The organism is Mycobacterium sp. MFM001 (genome assembly GCF_003402475.1).
Classification (GTDB): Bacteria; Actinomycetota; Actinomycetes; order Mycobacteriales; family Mycobacteriaceae; genus Mycobacterium.
Genome location: NZ_BFAB01000005.1, coordinates 251,122 through 267,831, shown reverse-complemented (window position 1 = coordinate 267,831; position 16,710 = coordinate 251,122). Strand labels below are relative to the sequence as shown.

Annotated in this window: 17 protein-coding genes and 1 pseudogene; 4 read left to right on the top strand and 14 right to left on the bottom strand. The window is 67.4% G+C overall.

Going from position 1 to position 16,710, the window contains the following annotated elements:
* Positions 1–25: 25 nt before the first annotated feature.
* From nagA to MFM001_RS11215, 7 genes are all read right to left on the bottom strand, one after another.
* The gene (gene nagA / locus MFM001_RS11245; RefSeq protein ID WP_116375346.1) at positions 26–1,147 is read right to left on the bottom strand and encodes an N-acetylglucosamine-6-phosphate deacetylase; all 1,122 of its coding nucleotides are present in this window, start codon (positions 1,145–1,147) and stop codon (positions 26–28) included.
* On the bottom strand, positions 1,138–2,517 hold the full coding sequence (locus tag MFM001_RS11240; RefSeq protein WP_116375345.1) for a sugar porter family MFS transporter: 1,380 nt from the start codon (positions 2,515–2,517) through the stop codon (positions 1,138–1,140). The genes nagA and MFM001_RS11240 overlap by 10 nt, the downstream gene beginning before the upstream one ends.
* The gene (locus MFM001_RS11235) at positions 2,510–2,848 is read right to left on the bottom strand and encodes a hypothetical protein (protein WP_116375344.1); all 339 of its coding nucleotides are present in this window, start codon (positions 2,846–2,848) and stop codon (positions 2,510–2,512) included. The genes MFM001_RS11240 and MFM001_RS11235 overlap by 8 nt, the downstream gene beginning before the upstream one ends.
* Positions 2,849–2,880: 32 nt before the next feature.
* The gene (locus MFM001_RS11230) at positions 2,881–3,093 is read right to left on the bottom strand and encodes a hypothetical protein (protein WP_116375343.1); all 213 of its coding nucleotides are present in this window, start codon (positions 3,091–3,093) and stop codon (positions 2,881–2,883) included.
* The gene (locus tag MFM001_RS11225) at positions 3,090–4,310 is read right to left on the bottom strand and encodes a D-alanyl-D-alanine carboxypeptidase family protein (RefSeq protein ID WP_116375342.1); all 1,221 of its coding nucleotides are present in this window, start codon (positions 4,308–4,310) and stop codon (positions 3,090–3,092) included. The genes MFM001_RS11230 and MFM001_RS11225 overlap by 4 nt, the downstream gene beginning before the upstream one ends.
* 68 nt (positions 4,311–4,378) lie before the next feature.
* Positions 4,379–5,380, bottom strand: coding sequence for an SMP-30/gluconolactonase/LRE family protein (locus MFM001_RS11220; RefSeq protein WP_238159096.1), 1,002 nt, complete (start codon positions 5,378–5,380; stop codon positions 4,379–4,381).
* Positions 5,377–6,699, bottom strand: a complete 1,323-nt coding sequence (locus tag MFM001_RS11215) for an aspartate aminotransferase family protein (protein WP_116375433.1) — start codon at positions 6,697–6,699, stop codon at positions 5,377–5,379. The genes MFM001_RS11220 and MFM001_RS11215 overlap by 4 nt, the downstream gene beginning before the upstream one ends.
* A 27-nt stretch (positions 6,700–6,726) precedes the next feature.
* On the opposite strand from MFM001_RS11215, the gene MFM001_RS11210 reads away from it, so the two are divergent.
* Positions 6,727–7,629: a sigma-70 family RNA polymerase sigma factor gene (locus MFM001_RS11210; RefSeq protein WP_116375341.1), complete on the top strand. Its 903-nt coding sequence runs from the start codon at positions 6,727–6,729 to the stop codon at positions 7,627–7,629.
* Here the strand turns inward: MFM001_RS11210 and MFM001_RS11205 are convergent.
* The 7 genes and pseudogenes from MFM001_RS11205 to sdhC all read right to left on the bottom strand — a co-directional run bounded on the left by MFM001_RS11205 (position 7,601) and on the right by sdhC (position 13,701).
* Positions 7,601–8,656 (bottom strand): alpha/beta hydrolase, encoded by a 1,056-nt coding sequence (locus MFM001_RS11205; RefSeq protein WP_116375340.1) that lies wholly within the window; start codon positions 8,654–8,656, stop codon positions 7,601–7,603. The two genes, MFM001_RS11210 and MFM001_RS11205, sit on opposite strands and share 29 nt — an antisense overlap.
* Positions 8,657–8,844: 188 nt before the next feature.
* The gene (locus tag MFM001_RS11200) at positions 8,845–9,606 is read right to left on the bottom strand and encodes a helix-turn-helix transcriptional regulator (protein ID WP_116375339.1); all 762 of its coding nucleotides are present in this window, start codon (positions 9,604–9,606) and stop codon (positions 8,845–8,847) included.
* A gap of 46 nt (positions 9,607–9,652) precedes the next feature.
* Positions 9,653–10,261, bottom strand: a pseudogene (locus MFM001_RS11195) (carboxymuconolactone decarboxylase family protein); the annotation flags it as partial.
* Between the two features lie 84 nt (positions 10,262–10,345).
* Positions 10,346–11,134: a succinate dehydrogenase iron-sulfur subunit gene (locus tag MFM001_RS11190; RefSeq protein WP_116375337.1), complete on the bottom strand. Its 789-nt coding sequence runs from the start codon at positions 11,132–11,134 to the stop codon at positions 10,346–10,348.
* Entirely contained in the window at positions 11,134–12,888 is a 1,755-nt protein-coding gene (gene sdhA, locus MFM001_RS11185; RefSeq protein ID WP_116375336.1) for a succinate dehydrogenase flavoprotein subunit, read from the bottom strand. Before sdhA ends, MFM001_RS11190 begins: the two co-directional genes overlap by 1 nt.
* A gap of 7 nt (positions 12,889–12,895) precedes the next feature.
* A complete protein-coding gene (locus tag MFM001_RS11180; protein WP_116375335.1) occupies positions 12,896–13,366 on the bottom strand; it encodes a succinate dehydrogenase hydrophobic membrane anchor subunit in 471 nt (156 codons plus the stop codon).
* Complete coding sequence (sdhC, locus tag MFM001_RS11175; protein ID WP_238159111.1) at positions 13,363–13,701, bottom strand: succinate dehydrogenase, cytochrome b556 subunit; 339 nt, start codon at positions 13,699–13,701, stop codon at positions 13,363–13,365. The genes MFM001_RS11180 and sdhC overlap by 4 nt, the downstream gene beginning before the upstream one ends.
* A 259-nt stretch (positions 13,702–13,960) precedes the next feature.
* Between sdhC and MFM001_RS11170 the strand changes: the two genes are divergently transcribed.
* From MFM001_RS11170 to MFM001_RS11160, 3 genes are read left to right on the top strand one after another with little or no spacing between them, the layout of a single operon-like run.
* Positions 13,961–14,356 (top strand): cytidine deaminase, encoded by a 396-nt coding sequence (locus MFM001_RS11170; protein WP_116375333.1) that lies wholly within the window; start codon positions 13,961–13,963, stop codon positions 14,354–14,356.
* Complete coding sequence (locus MFM001_RS11165; protein ID WP_116375332.1) at positions 14,353–15,624, top strand: thymidine phosphorylase; 1,272 nt, start codon at positions 14,353–14,355, stop codon at positions 15,622–15,624. The genes MFM001_RS11170 and MFM001_RS11165 overlap by 4 nt, the downstream gene beginning before the upstream one ends.
* Positions 15,621–16,709 carry an adenosine deaminase gene (locus MFM001_RS11160; protein WP_116375331.1) on the top strand — a complete coding sequence of 363 codons (1,089 nt, stop codon included), beginning with the start codon at positions 15,621–15,623 and terminating at the stop codon, positions 16,707–16,709. Before MFM001_RS11165 ends, MFM001_RS11160 begins: the two co-directional genes overlap by 4 nt.
* The last annotated feature ends 1 nt before the right edge of the window (position 16,710 follow it).

Sequence of the window (16,710 nt, the reverse complement as noted above, 5' to 3'; positions counted from 1 at the left end):
AGGCAGATGTGACAGGGTGCCGGCGCTACAGGGGCGCCTTGAGCCACTCGCCGCCGGCCATCACCGCGCTCACCTGTAGGTCCCGGTCCAGCACGACGAGGTCTGCGTCAAGGCCGGCGCGCAGGCATCCGATGCCGTCGAGTCCCAGTGCGCGGGCCGGGGTTGCCGACGTCATCTGGGCGGCGGCGGCCAGCCCGGCATCGGCCGCCACCGTCCGGAAAAGCTGATCCATGGTCGCGGTGCTGCCCGCGATGGTCGACGTCCCGCGCACCCGCGCCACTCCGGAGATGACGTCGACGTCGAGCGTGCCCAGACGAAACGGGCCGTCGCCGCGGCCCGCGGCGGCGGTGGCGTCGGTGACCAACGCCACCCGCTCGGGTCCCGCGGCCTCGATCACCGCGCGCAGTACGGCCGGATGCACATGTACTCCGTCGGCGATCAGCTCGACGGTCACCCGCGAGTCCTGCAACAGTGCCAGCGCCGGTCCCGGTTCGCGGTGGTGCAGTGGGCGCATCGCATTGAACAGATGCGTGGCGACCGTCGCCCCGAGCTCGACCGCATGCCGCGTCTGCTCGTAGCGGGCGTCCGTATGTCCCACGGCCACAACCACTCCCGCGTCGACGAAACGCGCGATGGCGTCGTCGGCGCCGGGGCGTTCCGGTGCCAGGGTGATCATGCGGATCGCGCCTTCACCGGCGGCCAGCAACGCGTCGATCTCGGCCGGGGCGGGATCGCGCAGTACTGCCGGGTCGTGCGCTCCGCAGTGCTGCCCGCTCAGCCACGGCCCCTCGAGGTGGATGCCGGCGACGACGCCCGCCCGGGTCGCCTCGGCCAGCGAGCGCACCGCCGTCAACAGGTCGTCGGGCGACCCGCTGACCAGGCTGGCCAGCGTCGTGGTGGTGCCGTGCCGGCGGTGAAATTCCGTGGCGCGCACCATGTCTGCGTCGCTGTACGAGGCTCCGCCGCCGCCGTGCACGTGCATGTCGACGAAACCCGGCACCATCACGGCGTCGGGCAGGTCGATGTCGGGTGGGCGTGGCGGCAAACCGGGCCCGCAGTCGTGGATGCGCGTGCCGGACACGTCCACCCACCCAGGTCTGCAGACCTGTTGCCCGAGAACTGTTGTGCCGGTGGCGATCAGGGGCATGTCCGCGCACCCGTCGGCGCCTCGTCCGGCCAGCGGCCGCCGTTTTCCCAGAAGTGCCGGATCTCCTCGAGCTGGCGGCCCTTGGTCTCCGGCGCAAACCGGTAGACGAAGGTGAATGCGCTCACTGCGAGGACGCCGAAAACGCTGAAAGTGCCTGCGCCGCCGACTGACTGCAGCATCGTCAGGAAGACGCCAACCACGAGGGCGTTCGCCACGTGGTTCGCGGTGAGCATGGCGCTGGAGCCCATCGACCGCAGCCGCGACGGAAAGCTCTCGCCGGCATACACCCACACCAGCGCGCCGAAACCGAAGGTGAAGCCCATGGTGAACAGCAGCACGCCGCCGAACCCGACTATCGCCGGGGCATGCGTGGCGAACATAGCGATGAGCAGCAGGTCGGCGGCGATCATCATCGCGATGCCCGACAACAGGATTGGGCGCCGGCCCAGCCGGTCGACCAGAAGCAGCGAGACTACCACCGTGGCCAGCGCCGCGGCCTGCACCAAGGCGGGCAGAACCAGCAGGGAGAAGTTTCCGGCGAAACCCATTGCCTCGAATAGCCGTGGGCCGTAGTACACGATCGCGTTGATGCCGGTGATCTGGATGAAAAAGCCGAGCGCGATCACGAAGAGGGTGGCGCGCAAATAGGGCGCTCGCAGCATCTCGGCCAGCACGCCGCCGCTTTCTTCTTGCAGGGCGCGGTCGATTTCTGCGAGGTCGCTCTCGACGTCGCGGTCCGGCTCCACCCGTCGCAGCGCCTCACGAGCATCGGCAACCCGGCCCTTGAGCGCATACCAGCGTGCAGTGTCGGGCATCCGGAGCAACAGCGGTATCAGCAGGACCGCGGGCGCTGCGGCCAGACCCAGCATCCATCGCCATCCGTGTGATCCGGCCAGCAGGTAGGCGGCGAGGTAGCCGCAGATAATCCCGGCGACGGTGGCCACCTGGTAGGAGACCAGTAGCGAACCACGGACCCCGGCCGGGGCGGACTCGGCGACGAACACCGGAACCACCACGATCGATACCCCGATGGTCAGGCCCAGCAACAGCCGTGCCGCAAGCAGCATCGGCGCCGACACCGATACCGCACCGAGTAGGGCAAAAATCGCATAGCCGGCGGCCACCAGCACCATCGACTTTTGCCGTCCGATCGCGTTGGCCAGCACGCCGCCGCCCAGCGCCCCGGCGATCTCGCCGACCACCACCGCTGTCGTCACCAATTCCTGCTGCCGGGTGCTCAGACCGAATTCGTCGGTGACGAACAGCAGCGCGCCGGCAATGTTGGAGATGTCGTAGCCGTAGATGACCCCGAGGCTGGCCGCGGTGAGGCCCAGCATGCGACCGGCATGGCCACGGGACAAGTCAGCCATTGCCGCCGACCGCGACCCGGTCGCGCAACAGCGCAATGACGCGATCCGGTTCGCCAGGCGTGACGCATGGCTTGACCCGGCTGCCGAGATCGAATATCAGCAGGGTGCTTTTGCCGGGCCGGCGCGTGTCGAGTGGAAACCAGTAGCCCGGATGTGCTGTTCCCCATCCGCGGCCTTTCCCACTCAGCCAATTCAGCGGCAGCACCTCGACATGACGGATTACCTTGTAACCGAACCGCTTTGGCCCGGCCCAGGGGAAGTAGTAGCGCCGGATCGTAACCCCATTTTCATCAAGCCGAAGACCGCCGTCGTCGTAGAGGGCATCAGTCACACAGTCAAGCTTAGTGCTGATCGGGCTGTCGCTCAGCGCATCTCGCGGGTCGCGGGCGATGTCTTCGGCAGCGTTGCGGCCACCGCCCACGATGAGCGATGCGGCAGGATTCCCAGCACGGTGGCGATGACGATGGCCAGTGGCAGCAAGCCGGTGCTCGTCGAGAGCAGCCACCAGCCGCACGCTTCGAATCCACCGGCGCCGTTCCAGCGCTCGGTCGAGGCGGAGAAGCCTTGAGCTGTCATGAGAATTCGCGCTGCGGCCGTCGGTTCAGCGACCGCGCGACCATCATCAATCCGAACACGATGATCGTGCCGATCACCGCCACACCCACCCGCACCGGCAGCGCGTCGGCGGACGGCACGATAGGCGCGGTCCGGTTGGCGACGCCGTCGTCGGCGGCATCGGGCTTGGCGGCCACCAGCGCGGGGTCGGGTTCGATCAGCGTTCCCACCCGGGTGCCGGGGGACGTGGCGAATCCGTAGTCGAGCAGGTGCGCGGCCTGCTCCCACGGCGCAATCGGCTGGCGGGTGCCGTGCAGCAGCACCGCCATCAGCCGTCGCCCGTCCCGGTTGGCCGCCCCGACGAACGTTTGCCCGGCGTCGTCGGTGTAGCCGGTCTTGCCGCCCAGCGCGCCCGGGTAGTGGTAGAGCAGCTGGTTGTCGTTCTCCAGCTGGTAACCCGGATGGTCGGCGTGGCCCGGGAAGTCGAAGGTGCGGGTGGCGACGATGTCGGCGAACGTCGGGTTCTGCCAGGCGTATCGGTAGAACAGCCCGATGTCATAGGCCGACGTGCTCATGCCGGGTCCGTCCAGCCCGGACGGGGTCGCGACGCGGGTGTCACCGCCGCCGAGCTTGCGGGCCAGCGTGTTGATCTTCTCCAACGCGACCGGCATGCCACCGAGCTGCATGGCCAACGCGTGCGCGGCGTCGTTGCCCGAATGCATCAGCAGCCCGTGCAGCAACTGGTTGACCGTGTAGGTGCCGCCGGGCGCGACGCCGACCTTGGTGCCCTCCGCGGCGGCGTCCTCGGGAGTGCCGGCGACGGTCTTGTTGAGATTGAGTTCGCCCAGCGACGCCATCGCGACCAGCACCTTGATGACGCTGGCCGGGCGGTGACGACCGTGCGGGTCTTTGGCTGCGACGACGGCGCCGCTGTCGAGGTCGGCGACCAGCCACGCCTCGGCGGAGATGTCACCGGGGACCGGCGGTGTGTCGGGTGCGGCGATCACGCCGCAACCGCCCAGCGCGTTGCCGCCGACCGGCGCGGCGGGCACCGGCAACGGAACCGGGGGGTCACCGGCCTGCGGCACCTCCGACGAATCGACCGCCGGCGGGGTAGTCACCCGATACGGGCAGGTACCGGCCGTCGCATTGGGCTCGGCGAGCGCGGCGGGCATGCTCGGTGCGGCCAGCAGGAAAAGAGCCCCTGCCAGGCACAACGCAGAACGTAGGAGGGCCATCGTCTGTGCAGATTAGGCGATCGGCGACGGATTTCCGTGGAGCCGCGCTGTGACTGGTGTTGCAGAAGTTACAAATGAGTGCCTTGTAGGTCCGTGTAGGCGACCGCCGGATAGTTGATCGTGCCCATCCACAGCCTGCCGGCGCTCTCCACGAGCCCGGTGACGACGCCGAACTGCGGATGCTCGGTGCGCAGCCCGGCGACGACCTGGCCGCTGTCGGAATCGAACGCCACCGCCCACACCTCCGGCTTGATCTGCGGTTGCAGCCGCTCGGGCAGTCGCCACGCCAGTTTGCGCAGCACCGGCGCGCGGGGCAGTAGCCATTCCAGGGCCGTGTTGACTTCGGTCACCATCGCCACCCAGATCCGGCCGTCGGTGCCGGTGGAGATGTTGTCGGGCATACCCGGCAGATGCACGGCCAGCGGCGTGACCGACCCGGCCTGCGGTCCGCTCAGCCAGTACTTCGAGAGCCGTCGCGCCTGGGTTTCGGCGAACACCAACGCGGACTCGTCGGCCGTCGTCGTCACGCCGTTGGCGAAATACAGGCCGTCGGCCAGCTGGATGACGGTGCCGTCGGGGGTGAGCTTGAACAAGCCGCCGCGGCCGCGCGCTTCGATCACCGCCGCGGTGTAGTGCTCGAAGCGGAAGTCACACGTCGACTCGGTGAAATAGATTGTGCCATCGGATGTTTCGGTGACGTTGGAACAGAACATCAGTGGCCTGCCGGCCACCGAGTCCGCCAGCGTCATCAGCGTGCGGTCATCCGGGTTCAGCGCAAGCACGCCTCGGTAGCTGTCGCAGACGAGCACCCGTCCGTCGCGAGCCACATGCAGGCCCAGCGGCCGGCCACCGGTATCGGCGACGACGACGGGCTCACCGACGTCGGGTGAAATCCGCACGATACGACCGTCTTCCAAGCCCGCCCAGATGTGGCCGGCAGCGTCTGTGACGACGTCCTCGGGGCCGTTGCCCGGCAGTGGGACGACGGTGATGTCCGGCGAGGGGACATCCGGCAGCGGTTCGACGGGTGGCGGCTGCCACCGCACCGGATTGATACGCGGTTTGCTCACAACGCATTTCCCAGCACTGCGCGCAGGATGGACTCGATCTCGTCGAACTCGCCCTGGCCACTGATCAACGGCGGGGCCAGCTGGATCGCCGGATCGCCGCGGTCATCGATGCGGCAGTACAGCCCGGCGTCGTACAGCGCCGACGACAAAGCGGGAAGCAGCCGCCGGCGTTCCTCTGTGGTGAAGGTTTCGCGGCTGGTCTGGTCCTTGACCAATTCGATCGAATGGAAGTAGCCCTCGCCGCGGACGTCGCCGACGATCGGCAGATCGTACAGTCGCTCGAGTGTGCTACGGAGTTGCGGCCCAAGGTGTTTGACCCGGTCGTTGAGGCCCTCGCGCTCGAAGATGTCGAGGTTGACCAGCGCGACCGCCGCCGACACCGGGTGACCACCGAAGGTGTAGCCGTGCGGAAACGTCGTCGTGCCGTCGTTGAACGGCTCGAACAACCGGTCGCTGGCGATCATCGCGCCGATCGGCGAGTAGCCCGACGTCAACCCCTTGGCGCAGGTGATCATGTCTGGGACGTAACCGAAGTCGTCGCAGGCGAACATCGACCCGATCCGCCCGTAGGCGCAGATGACTTCGTCGGAAACCAGCAGCACGTCGTATTCGTCGCAAATCTGGCGGACGCGTTCGAAGTAGCCCGGGGGCGGCGGGATGCTGCCGCCGGCGTTCTGCACAGGTTCGAGGAAGACCGCGGCGACGGTATCCGGTCCTTCGAATTCGATTGCCTCGGCGATGCGGTCGGCCGCCCACTGGCCGAAGGCCTTGAGGTCGGTGTTGAACGGTTCGGGTGCGCGGTAGAAGTTGGTGTTGGGCACTTTCACGCCGCCCGGCGTCAGCGGCTCGAACGGCGCCTTCTGTGCCGGCACACCGGTGATGGCCAACGCGCCCTGCGGCGTGCCGTGGTAGGCGACGGCCCGCGAAATCACCTTGTATTTCCCGGGTTTGCCGGTGAGCTTGAAGTATTGCTTGGCGAGTTTCCACGCGGTCTCGACGGCCTCGCCGCCGCCGGTGGTGAAAAAGACCCGGTTCAGATCGCCCGGAGCATAGTGGGCGACGCGCTCGGCGAGTTCGATCGCCGGCGGGGTGGCATACGACCACAAAGGGAAGTAGGCCAGTGTGCGGGCTTGCTGGGCTGCCGCTTCGGCGAGCTCCTCGCGACCGTGCCCGACTTGCACGACGAACAGCCCGGACAGCGCGTCGAGGTAGCTTTTGCCGCGGTCGTCGAAAATCCGGACGCCCTCGCCCCGGGTGATGATCGGCGGGGTGATGCCCGGGCCGTGGCGGGCGAAGTGGAGCCAGAGGTTCTCGGTCATCGTGCCTGCGAACGTTACGCTCGGGTGATGACCTCGGCCCAGCAGGTCGACGAATTCGAAGCGTTGCGACCGCATCTGCTGGCTGTTGCCTATCGGCTGACCGGTACGTTCGCCGACGCCGAGGACATGGTGCAGGAAGCCTGGTTGCGCTGGAACAGCGTCGAGGCCGAGATCGCCGACCTGCGAGCGTGGTTGACCACCGTGGTGAGCCGGCTCGCGCTCGACCGGCTACGGTCGGCGGCGCGTCGTCGCGAAACCTACGTCGGTGAATGGCTGCCCGAGCCAGTGGTGACCGGTTTCGACGCGGCCGACCCGCTCTCGGCCGTCGTCGCCGGGGAGGACGCGCGCTTTGCCGCGATGGTGGTGCTGGAGCGGCTTTCCCCCGATCAGCGGGTGGCATTCGTGCTGCACGACGGCTTCTCGGTGCCGTTCACCGAAGTCGCCGAGGTGCTGGGCACCAGTGCGGCGGCCGCTCGGCAGCTGGCGTCGCGGGCCCGCAAGGCCGTCGCCGACGCGCCGCCACCAGAACCGGACTCGAGCCATAACGAGGTGGTGGGCAAGCTGATGGCGGCCATTGCCTCCGGCGACATGGCCGGTGTGGTGGCGCTGCTCCACCCCGACATAACGTTCACCGGCGACTCCAACGGCAAGGCGCCGACCGCCGCCCGCGTCATCCACGGCGCCGACAAGGTGGCGCGCTTCCTGTTCGGCTTGGCGCAACGCTACGGTCCGTCGTTCGTCACGGCGAATCAGCTGGCGCTGGTCAACGGCGAACTGGGCGCCTACACCCCGGGTGCGCCCGGGGACGGTGAGTACTGGGAGATGATGCCCCGCATCACGGCGATGACGGTGCGCGACGGAAAGGTCTGCGCCATATGGGATATCGCCAATCCGGACAAGTTCACCGGCTCTCCGCTGCGGTCTCGGTAGCAACGGCGAGGCCGTGTTTCAGCGCTTCGGCCGCCTCGGCGGCGGCTTGGGCGAACCGACCGCCGAGCCCCACGAAGTTCAAAAATGCGTGCGGTAGGTCGGCCTGGCGGGTCAGTACTACCGGGACACCGGCGCCTTGCAGTTTGTCGGCGTATGCCTCGCCCTCGTCGCGCAGCGGATCGAAACCCGCGGTGGCGATATAGGCGGGCGGCAGGCCGTTGACGTCACCGTGTAGCGGAGACAATCGCGGATCGCGCAGATCGGTGCCCGGCGGTAGGTAGTTGCCCAGCGCCCACTGCAAATTCTGGTCGGTGAAGGTGGAGCTCCGGTTGAAGAGGTCACGCGACGGCCAACGGGTGCTCAAGTCGGTCGGGGGATACATCAGCAGCTGAAACCTCGGCAGCGGAGCACCCCATCGCACCGCCTGTTGTGCGGTGACCGCTGCAAGATTGCCGCCGGCGCTGTCCCCGCCGACCGCGATGCGGTCCGGATCTGCACCCAGATCGGTCGTGCGGCAGGCATATTCGAAGGCGGTGATTGCGTCCTCGACAGCAGCGGGGAACCGGTGGTCGGGGGCGCGTCGATACTCGACCGACAGCACTCGTACGCCGGCGTTGATCGCCAAGAATCGGGCGACCGGGTCGTGGCTGATGCGGGAGCCGACGGAGAAGCCGCCGCCGTGGTAGTACACCAGGAGCCCCGACGGGGTTGCGAGGTCGGCAGGGGTGTACAGGGTCGCCGGGATGTAGCCGTGCTCAGCGGGGATGATGACCTCCCGCGTGGCGACCGGTACCGGCGATTCGTATCCGGTGAGTTGCGGGAGTCCGTCGTAGCGCGTACGGGCCTCGGCGATTGGATCGGTGAAAACGTCTGAGCCGGAAAGGTTTTTGAGCCGGATCATGAGCTGCGCGTCCAGCGCTTGCTCCTGGCCGTCGATTCGGACCGGCGGCCCTGCTAGTAGGCGGCGTACCGGCGTGGGCAGCTTGAATAGCGCGCGAAGCACTGCCGCCTTTGCGTGGACTGTCATGAGATGCCTCCGTTCGCTATGTGTTTTTGTGGCCGACGAATCGCATTACGTGGCCGAGAAGTTGAGACCGGACAGTGACGGTAAGCCAGCGTCGCGCACACTCGGTGCAGTAGGCTCGCTCGAATTGAGACATCACCGGCATATCCCAAGCGTGGGTCAACCACGACGGGAACGCTTGGATGGATCCGTCAGATCCGGGTTTTGCGAACGGCTTGCGCGAACTCGCGTGGGGCCGCTCCGGTCATCTCCCAGCACACCCTGTTGGCGTGCGAGCCGTCGGCGAATCCGGCCAGGTGGGCAGCATCGGTGACGGAGTGGCCGTCGACCAGGTGGCCGATGGCGGTCACCAGGCGTTGCCACCGGATGGCGGCCGAGAACGAGACGCCGGTCTGCTGCTTGCACAGCCTCCCGAGGTAGTCGGGCGACAGCGCGACGGCGCCTGCGACCGAAGCCAGATCGATGTGATCGGGCACGCGGGTCGAAACGACTTCGATCGCCTGCCGTAGCTGCGGGTGGACGGCTCGTGACTCGCTAGAGCACTGGTGCGCCATTCCCTGCAGCTGATCGACGAGGAAGTCGGCTGCGGCATGCGGGCCGTTGGCGTCGAGCAACGCGGTTGTGGCTTCGGCCAATTGCTGTCCGTCGTCGACGATCCAGACACCTCGGCGACCGCGGCTGCGGCTCAATGTGTTCAGCGCGTCGCCCTGCGGTGTTTGCAAGCCGAAATACAGCGTCAACGCTTTGGATTTCGCATCTGAGCGCACGGCATGGCGTGCTCCGCTACCCACCACAACCAGCCGGCACACGTCGTGCCGATCATCGGCGCCGGTAACCGTTAACGCACCCTGCCCACCGACCGTGATTTGAACGGCGGGGTGATGGTGGAGCGCGAGGTCGGAGAACGCGCCGGCAACCATGTGCCGACCCGATCCCAGGTCCCAGACGCGCATTGCGCCACTGTAGCGCTGTTTTCGCGGCGAGTCGCTGGCATCGCTGCTAAGGCCACGGCACCCGGCACGCGTCACCGGAGTTGAAGCCCTGCTCGGTGATGCCCAGTGCGGAATACATCCGGGCCCGCATGTTCTCCACGCCGATCTGATAGCTCAGCTCGATCACGCCGGCGTCGCCGAATCGTGCCCGCAGATCGGCGACCTGCTGGTCGGTGACGGAGTGCGGGTCGGTGGTCATCGCGTCGGCGTAGGCGATGGCGGCGCGCTCGTCGTCGGTGTAGTGCGGCGACGTCGCGTAATTGTCGATGTCTTTGAGCCTTTCGACGTCGAGGCCGTCGAGGCGCTGCAGCATGGAGCCGAAGTCGACGCACCACGAGCAGCCGATGGTGCGCGCGGTCCAAAAGACCGCCAGCTCACGCACGCTCGCCGGCAGGGCTTTCGAGCCGCGTTCGAGCATCGTTTCGTGGACCGCATTGGCGGCCAGCAGCCGCGGGTGATGGGCCACGATCGTAAACGGTTCGGGCACTTCGCCGAACCGCCGCTTGGCGTAGCGGTAGGCGGCGCGGACCCACAGCGGGGCCTTCTTCGGGGATAGGGGTTCGATACGGGTTTCCTGTGTCATACCCGTTAGACGAGACAGGTCGCCCAGGTGTGACAGGGACTGCGGCGCGTCGGCCGCAAACCCGGAAAACCAGGAGGCGTGTCGGCCGGGGACACGCACGCTCGCGCCAAAAAGGGGTTAGCGCGCGAACATCAGCGCGCGCTTGACCTCCTGGATGGCCTTGGTCACCTCGATGCCGCGCGGGCAGGCCTCGGTGCAGTTGAACGTGGTGCGGCAGCGCCACACCCCGTCAGCCTCGTTGAGGATGTCGAGGCGTTCGGCCGCGCCCTCGTCGCGGCTGTCGAAGATGAAGCGGTGGGCGTTGACGATCGCGGCGGGCCCGAAATACGAACCCTCATGCCAAAACACCGGGCAACTGGTCGTACAGGCCGCGCACAGAATGCATTTCGTGGTGTCGTCGTAGCGCGCGCGGTCGGTTTGACTTTGGATGCGCTCCCGCGTCGGCGGGTTGCCGCTGGTGATCAGGTACGGCTTGACCGCCCGGTACGCGTCGAAGAACGGCTCCATGTCGACCACTAAGTCTTTTTCGACCGGCAGCCCGCGAATCGGCTCGACCGTGATGGTCAACTGCTTGCCCGGCTTTTTGGGCAGCAGGTCGCGCATCAGCACCTTGCACGCCAGCCGGTTGACGCCGTTGATCCGCATTGCGTCCGACCCGCACACGCCGTGCGCACAGGACCGCCGGAAGGTCAGCGTGCCGTCGAGGTAGCTCTTGACGTAGATCAGCAGGTTGAGCATCCGGTCGCTCGGCAGGCACGGCACCCGGAAGCTCTGCCAGCCGGCCGCGTCGGGGTTTTCCGGGTTGAACCGGGCGATCTTCAGCGTCACCATCACCGCGCCCTCGGGCACCGGCGGCAGCGGCGGGTCCCCGGGTTCCGCGGTCTCGATAACCTCGTCTGACGGCATCAGTACTTCCGTTCCTTTGGTTCATAGCGGGTCTGCACGACGGGCTTGAAATCCAGCCGGATGTCGGACAACAGCTCGCTGCCCTGCTTGTAGGCCATGGTGTGGCGCATGTAGTTGGTGTCGTCGCGGTTCGGGTAGTCCTCGCGGGCGTGCCCGCCGCGAGATTCCTTGCGGTTCAACGCGCCGACGACCGTGACCTCGGCCAGCTCCAGCAAAAAGCCCAGCTCGATCGCCTCCAGCAGGTCGCTGTTGAATCGCTTTCCCTTGTCGTGCACGGTGATTCGGGAATACCGCTCTTTCAGAGCATGGATATCGGTCAACGCCTGCTTCAACGTCTCCTCGGTGCGGAACACCGCCGCGTTGTTGTCCATCGACTGCTGCAACGCGCCGCGGATGTCGGCGACGCGCTCGTTGCCGTGCTCGGACAAAATATCGCCGACCCAGCCGACCACCATGCCGGCCGGCTCCGGCGGCAGGTCGACGAAGTCATGGCCCAGCGCGTAGTTGGCTGCGGCGATACCGGCCCGGCGGCCAAAGACGTTGATATCCAACAGCGAATTGGTGCCCAGCCGGTTTGCGCCGTGCACCGACACGCACGCGCACTCGCCGGCCGCATACAGCCCCGGCACCGTATTGGTGTTGTCGCGCAACACCTGTCCGGTGACCGTCGTCGGGATGCCGCCCATCACGTAGTGACACGTCGGGTACACCGGGACCAGTTCGTTGACCGGGTCCACGCCGAGATAGGTGCGGGCGAACTCGGTGATGTCGGGCAGCTTGGCGTTCAGCACGTCTTCGCCGAGGTGACGCACGTCGATGTAGACGTAGTCCTTGTTCGGGCCCGCGCCGCGGCCTTCCAGGACTTCCCGCACCATCGAGCGGGCCACGATGTCCCGCGGCGCCAGGTCGACGATCGTCGGCGCGTAGCGCTCCATGAACCGCTCGCCCTCGCCGTTGAGCAGCCGGCCGCCTTCGCCGCGCACGGCTTCGGAGATCAGGATGCCCAGCCCGGCCAGGCCCGTCGGATGGAACTGGTGAAACTCCATGTCCTCCAACGGAAGTCCCTTACGGAACACGATGCCGATGCCGTCGCCGGTCAACGTGTGCGCATTGGAGGTGGTCTTGTACATCCGGCCCGAGCCGCCGGTCGCGATCACCACGGCCTTGGCGTGGAAGACGTGGATGTCGCCGGTGGCCAGCTCGTAGGCAACGACACCGGAAGTCACCGGGCCGCTGCCGGTTTCGGTGAGCAGCAGGTCGAGGACGTAGAACTCGTTGAAGAACTGCACGTCGTGCTTGACGCAGTTCTGGTACAGCGTCTGCAGAATCATGTGGCCGGTGCGGTCGGCGGCGTAACAGGACCGGCGCACCGGGGCCTTACCGTGGTCGCGGGTGTGCCCGCCGAAGCGGCGCTGGTCGATGCGGCCCTCGGGGGTGCGGTTGAACGGCATCCCCATCTTTTCCAGGTCGAGCACCGCGTCGATGGCTTCCTTGCACATGATCTCGACGGCGTCCTGGTCGGCGAGATAGTCGCCGCCCTTGACGGTGTCGAAGGTGTGCCATTCCCAGTTGTCGTCCTCGACGTTGGCCAGCGCCGCGCACATGCCGCCCTGGGCGGCGCCGGTGTGGCTGCGGGTCGGGTAGAGCTTGGTCAGCACCGCGGTGCGCGCCCGGGGCCCGGCCTCGACGGCCGCCCGCATCCCGGCACCGCCGGCGCCGACGATCACTACGTCGTATCGATGTTCTTGGATCATGACTCGCCTATCCCGAGATGTTCGGGTCGAACGTCAGCAGCACATACGTGCCGAGCACCAGGGTGAAGACCATCGACAACGCCAGCAGGGTGTTCAGCCAGAAGCGGGTGGAGTCCTTGCGGGTGTAGTCGCCGATGATCGTGCGCAGGCCGTTGCCGCCGTGCAGCTGCGCCAGCCACAGCAGCAGCAGGTCCCAGGTCTGCCAGAACGGCGACGCCCACCGCTGCGCCACGTAGTTGAAGTCGATGCGGTACACGCCGTCGTCCCACATCAGCATCACGAACAGGTGCCCCAGCGCCAAGAAGACCAGCACAATGCCGGAGAAGCGCATGAACAGCCAGGCGTACTTCTCGAAGTTGGGCATCCCGGAGCCGCGTCGCGGTGCCCGCGGGTTGTCCAGTCCGGCCGGGCGGTCGTAGCTGCGCTGTCGCACCGGGGCGATGTCGCCGCGGCCGAGCTGTAGATCGGGTGTGGTCATAAGAAGCGCTCCGCCATGTGGATGCCGATCACGACTCCGGCCGGAACCATCACCAGCAGCCAGATGATCGCGATCGCCCAGAACATCAGTCGCTGGTAGCGGGGGCCCTGCGCCCAGAAGTCGATCAGGATAACCCGCACGCCGTTGAGTGCGTGGTAGAGCACCGCGGCCACCAGCCCGAGTTCCATCAGCCCGACGATCGGCGTCTTGTAGGTGCTGATGACCTCGTTGTAGGTCTGCGGGCTCACCCGCACCAGCGCGGTGTCCAAGACATGGACGAACAGAAAAAAGAAGATGGTCGCGCCGCTGATGCGGTGCAAGACCCATGACCACATACCCGGGTCGCCGCGATACAAGGTCCGGCGCGGCGGTCGGATGCGCGATTCTTGCGCCGCCGCAGACGTCGTCGTCATCAGCCCCCTCCAGTAACTGGTCACGGAACCGTCGGGTGGACTCTAATCCCATTTGTAGCTGCGGATAAACCACTTCGCGGCCGCCGCTGCCGGTCGCGGTCAGAAACCCTAGGGTGGCCTTGTGAATTGGCCAACAGTGAACGGGGCGCGCTGATGCGTTCCACACACGTCGGGTAGTGCCATGACGGCAGCCGCGATCGACTGGAATAGCCTGCGGGACAAGGCGATCCAAGCCGCACAGGGCGCATATGCGCCGTATTCCCGACTGCGGGTGGGGGCCGCGGCGCTGGTCGACGATCGCCGCGTGGTCACCGGCTGCAATGTGGAGAATGTCTCATATGGCCTAGGTCTCTGCGCCGAATGCGGTGTGGTGTGTGCCTTACATTCGAGCGGCGGCGGCCGGCTGGTCGCGCTGGTGTGCGTCGACGCCGACGGGTCACTGCTGATGCCGTGCGGGCGCTGCCGGCAGGTGTTGTTGGAGCACGGCGGGCCGGAGATGCTGATCGATCACCCCGACGGACCGCGGCGGCTCGCCGACTTGCTGCCGGACGCGTTCGGGCCGGACAGGCTGCAATGACCTTCGACGCGCCGACGGTCATCAAGACCAAACGCGACGGCGGCCGGCTCTCCGACGCCGCGATCGACTGGGTGATCGACGCCTACACCGCCGGACAGATCGCCGAGGAACAGATGTCGGCGCTGCTGATGGCGATCTTCCTGCGCGGCATGGGCGCCGACGAGACCGCGCGCTGGACGGCGGCGATGATCGCCTCCGGCGAGCGGCTGGACTTCGGCGACCTGGTCACCGTCGACAAACACTCCACCGGCGGGGTCGGCGACAAGATCACCCTGCCGTTGGTGGCGGTCGTGGCGGCGTGCGGTGCCGCGGTGCCACAGGCGTCCGGCCGCGGGCTGGGCCACACCGGCGGCACTCTCGACAAGCTGGAATCCATCGCCGGCTTCACCGCTGAATTGCCCAATAGCCAAGTGCGCCAACAACTTCACGACATCGGCGCGGCGATCTTCGCGGCCGGGCGGTTGGCGCCCGCCGACGCAAAGCTCTACGCGCTGCGCGATATCACCGGCACCGTCGAGTCGCTGCCGCTGATCGCCAGCTCGGTGATGAGCAAGAAGCTGGCCGAGGGCGCCCGCGCGCTGGTGCTCGACGTCAAGGTCGGCTCCGGGGCCTTCATGAAGGCGGAAAGCCAGGCCCGCGAGCTGGCGCACGCGATGGTCCGGCTCGGCAACGCTAATGGTGTGCCGACGCACGCCCTGCTCACCGACATGAACCACCCTCTCGGGTACACGGCAGGCAATGCGCTGGAGGTCGCCGAGGCGCTGGACGTGCTGGCCGGCGGCGGGCCGCCCGACGTGGTGGAGCTGACGGTCACGCTGGCCACCGAGATGCTGCGGCTCGCCGGCCTCGACGGCCGCGACCCCGCGGAGACCCTGCGCGACGGCACCGCGATGGACCGCTTCCGGGCGCTCATTGCCGCGCAGGGCGGCGACTTGTCGGTGCCGTTGCCCCTTGGCGCGTGTTCGGAGAGCATCACCGCTCCTCGGGGCGGCACAATGGGCGACATCGACGCGATGGCAGTGGGTATGACGGCATGGCGGCTCGGCGCGGGCAGGTCCCGCCCGGGCGAACGGGTGCAGCCCGGCGCGGGGATCCGCATCCATCGCCGGCCCGGCGAGCCCGTCGCCGCCGGCGAGCTGCTGTTCACGCTGTACACCGACACCCCGGAACGCTTCGCGGCGGCGATGGCCGAGCTCGACGGCGGCTGGAGCGTCGGGGACGCGGCGCCGGCCCCGCGGCCGCTGGTCATCGATCGGATCACCGCATGACGACGCCGCTGAGCCTGGAGGCCATTCAGCGGGCGCCCAAGGCGCTGCTGCACGACCATCTCGACGGCGGGCTGCGCCCGGCCACCGTGTTGGATCTCGCCGGGCAACTGGGCTACGACGACCTGCCCGCGACCGACGTCGAGGAACTCGCCCGCTGGTTTCACACTCGGTCCTACAGCGGTTCACTGGAGCGCTACCTCGAACCGTTCGCCCACACCGTCGCGGTGATGCAGACGCCCGAGGCGCTGCACCGGGTCGCCTACGAGTGCGTGGAGGACCTGGCCGCCGACTCGGTGGTGTACGCCGAGGTGCGGTTCGCCCCCGAGCTGCACATCAACCGCGGGCTGTCGTTCGACGAGGTGGTCGACGCGGTGCTGGCAGGTTTCGCCGACGGCGAGAAGGCCGCCGCAGCCGCGGGGCGGGCCATCACCGTTCGCTGCCTGGTCACCGCGATGCGCCACGCCGCGTTGTCCCGCGAGATCGCCGAGCTGGCAATCCGGTTCCGGGACAAGGGCGTCGTGGGTTTCGACATCGCCGGCGCGGAGGCCGGCTACCCGCCGACCCGCCACCTGGATGCGTTCGAGTACATGCGAGACAACAACGCGCGCTTCACGATTCATGCCGGCGAGGCGTTCGGGCTGCCCTCGATCCACGAGGCAATCGCGTTCTGTAGCGCCGACCGGCTCGGTCACGGGGTGCGGATCGTCGACGACATCGACCTGGACGACGACGGCACGGTGCGGCTTGGACCGCAAGCGGCGATCTTGCGGGACAAGCGAATTCCCCTGGAAATGTGCCCCAGCTCCAACGTGCATTCCGGCGTGGTGGGCAGCATCGCCGAGCATCCGTTCGACCTGCTGGCCCGGGCCCGGTTCCGGGTGACCATCAACACCGACAACCGGCTGATGAGCGACACGTCGATGAGCCGCGAAATGCACCGGCTGGTAGAAGCTTTCGGGTACGGCTGGAGCGACCTGGAGCGGTTCACGATCAATGCGATGAAGTCGGCGTTCATTCCGTTCGACGAGCGGCTGGCGATCATCGACGAGGTGATCAAGCCGCGGTTCGCCGTGCTGATCGGCTGAG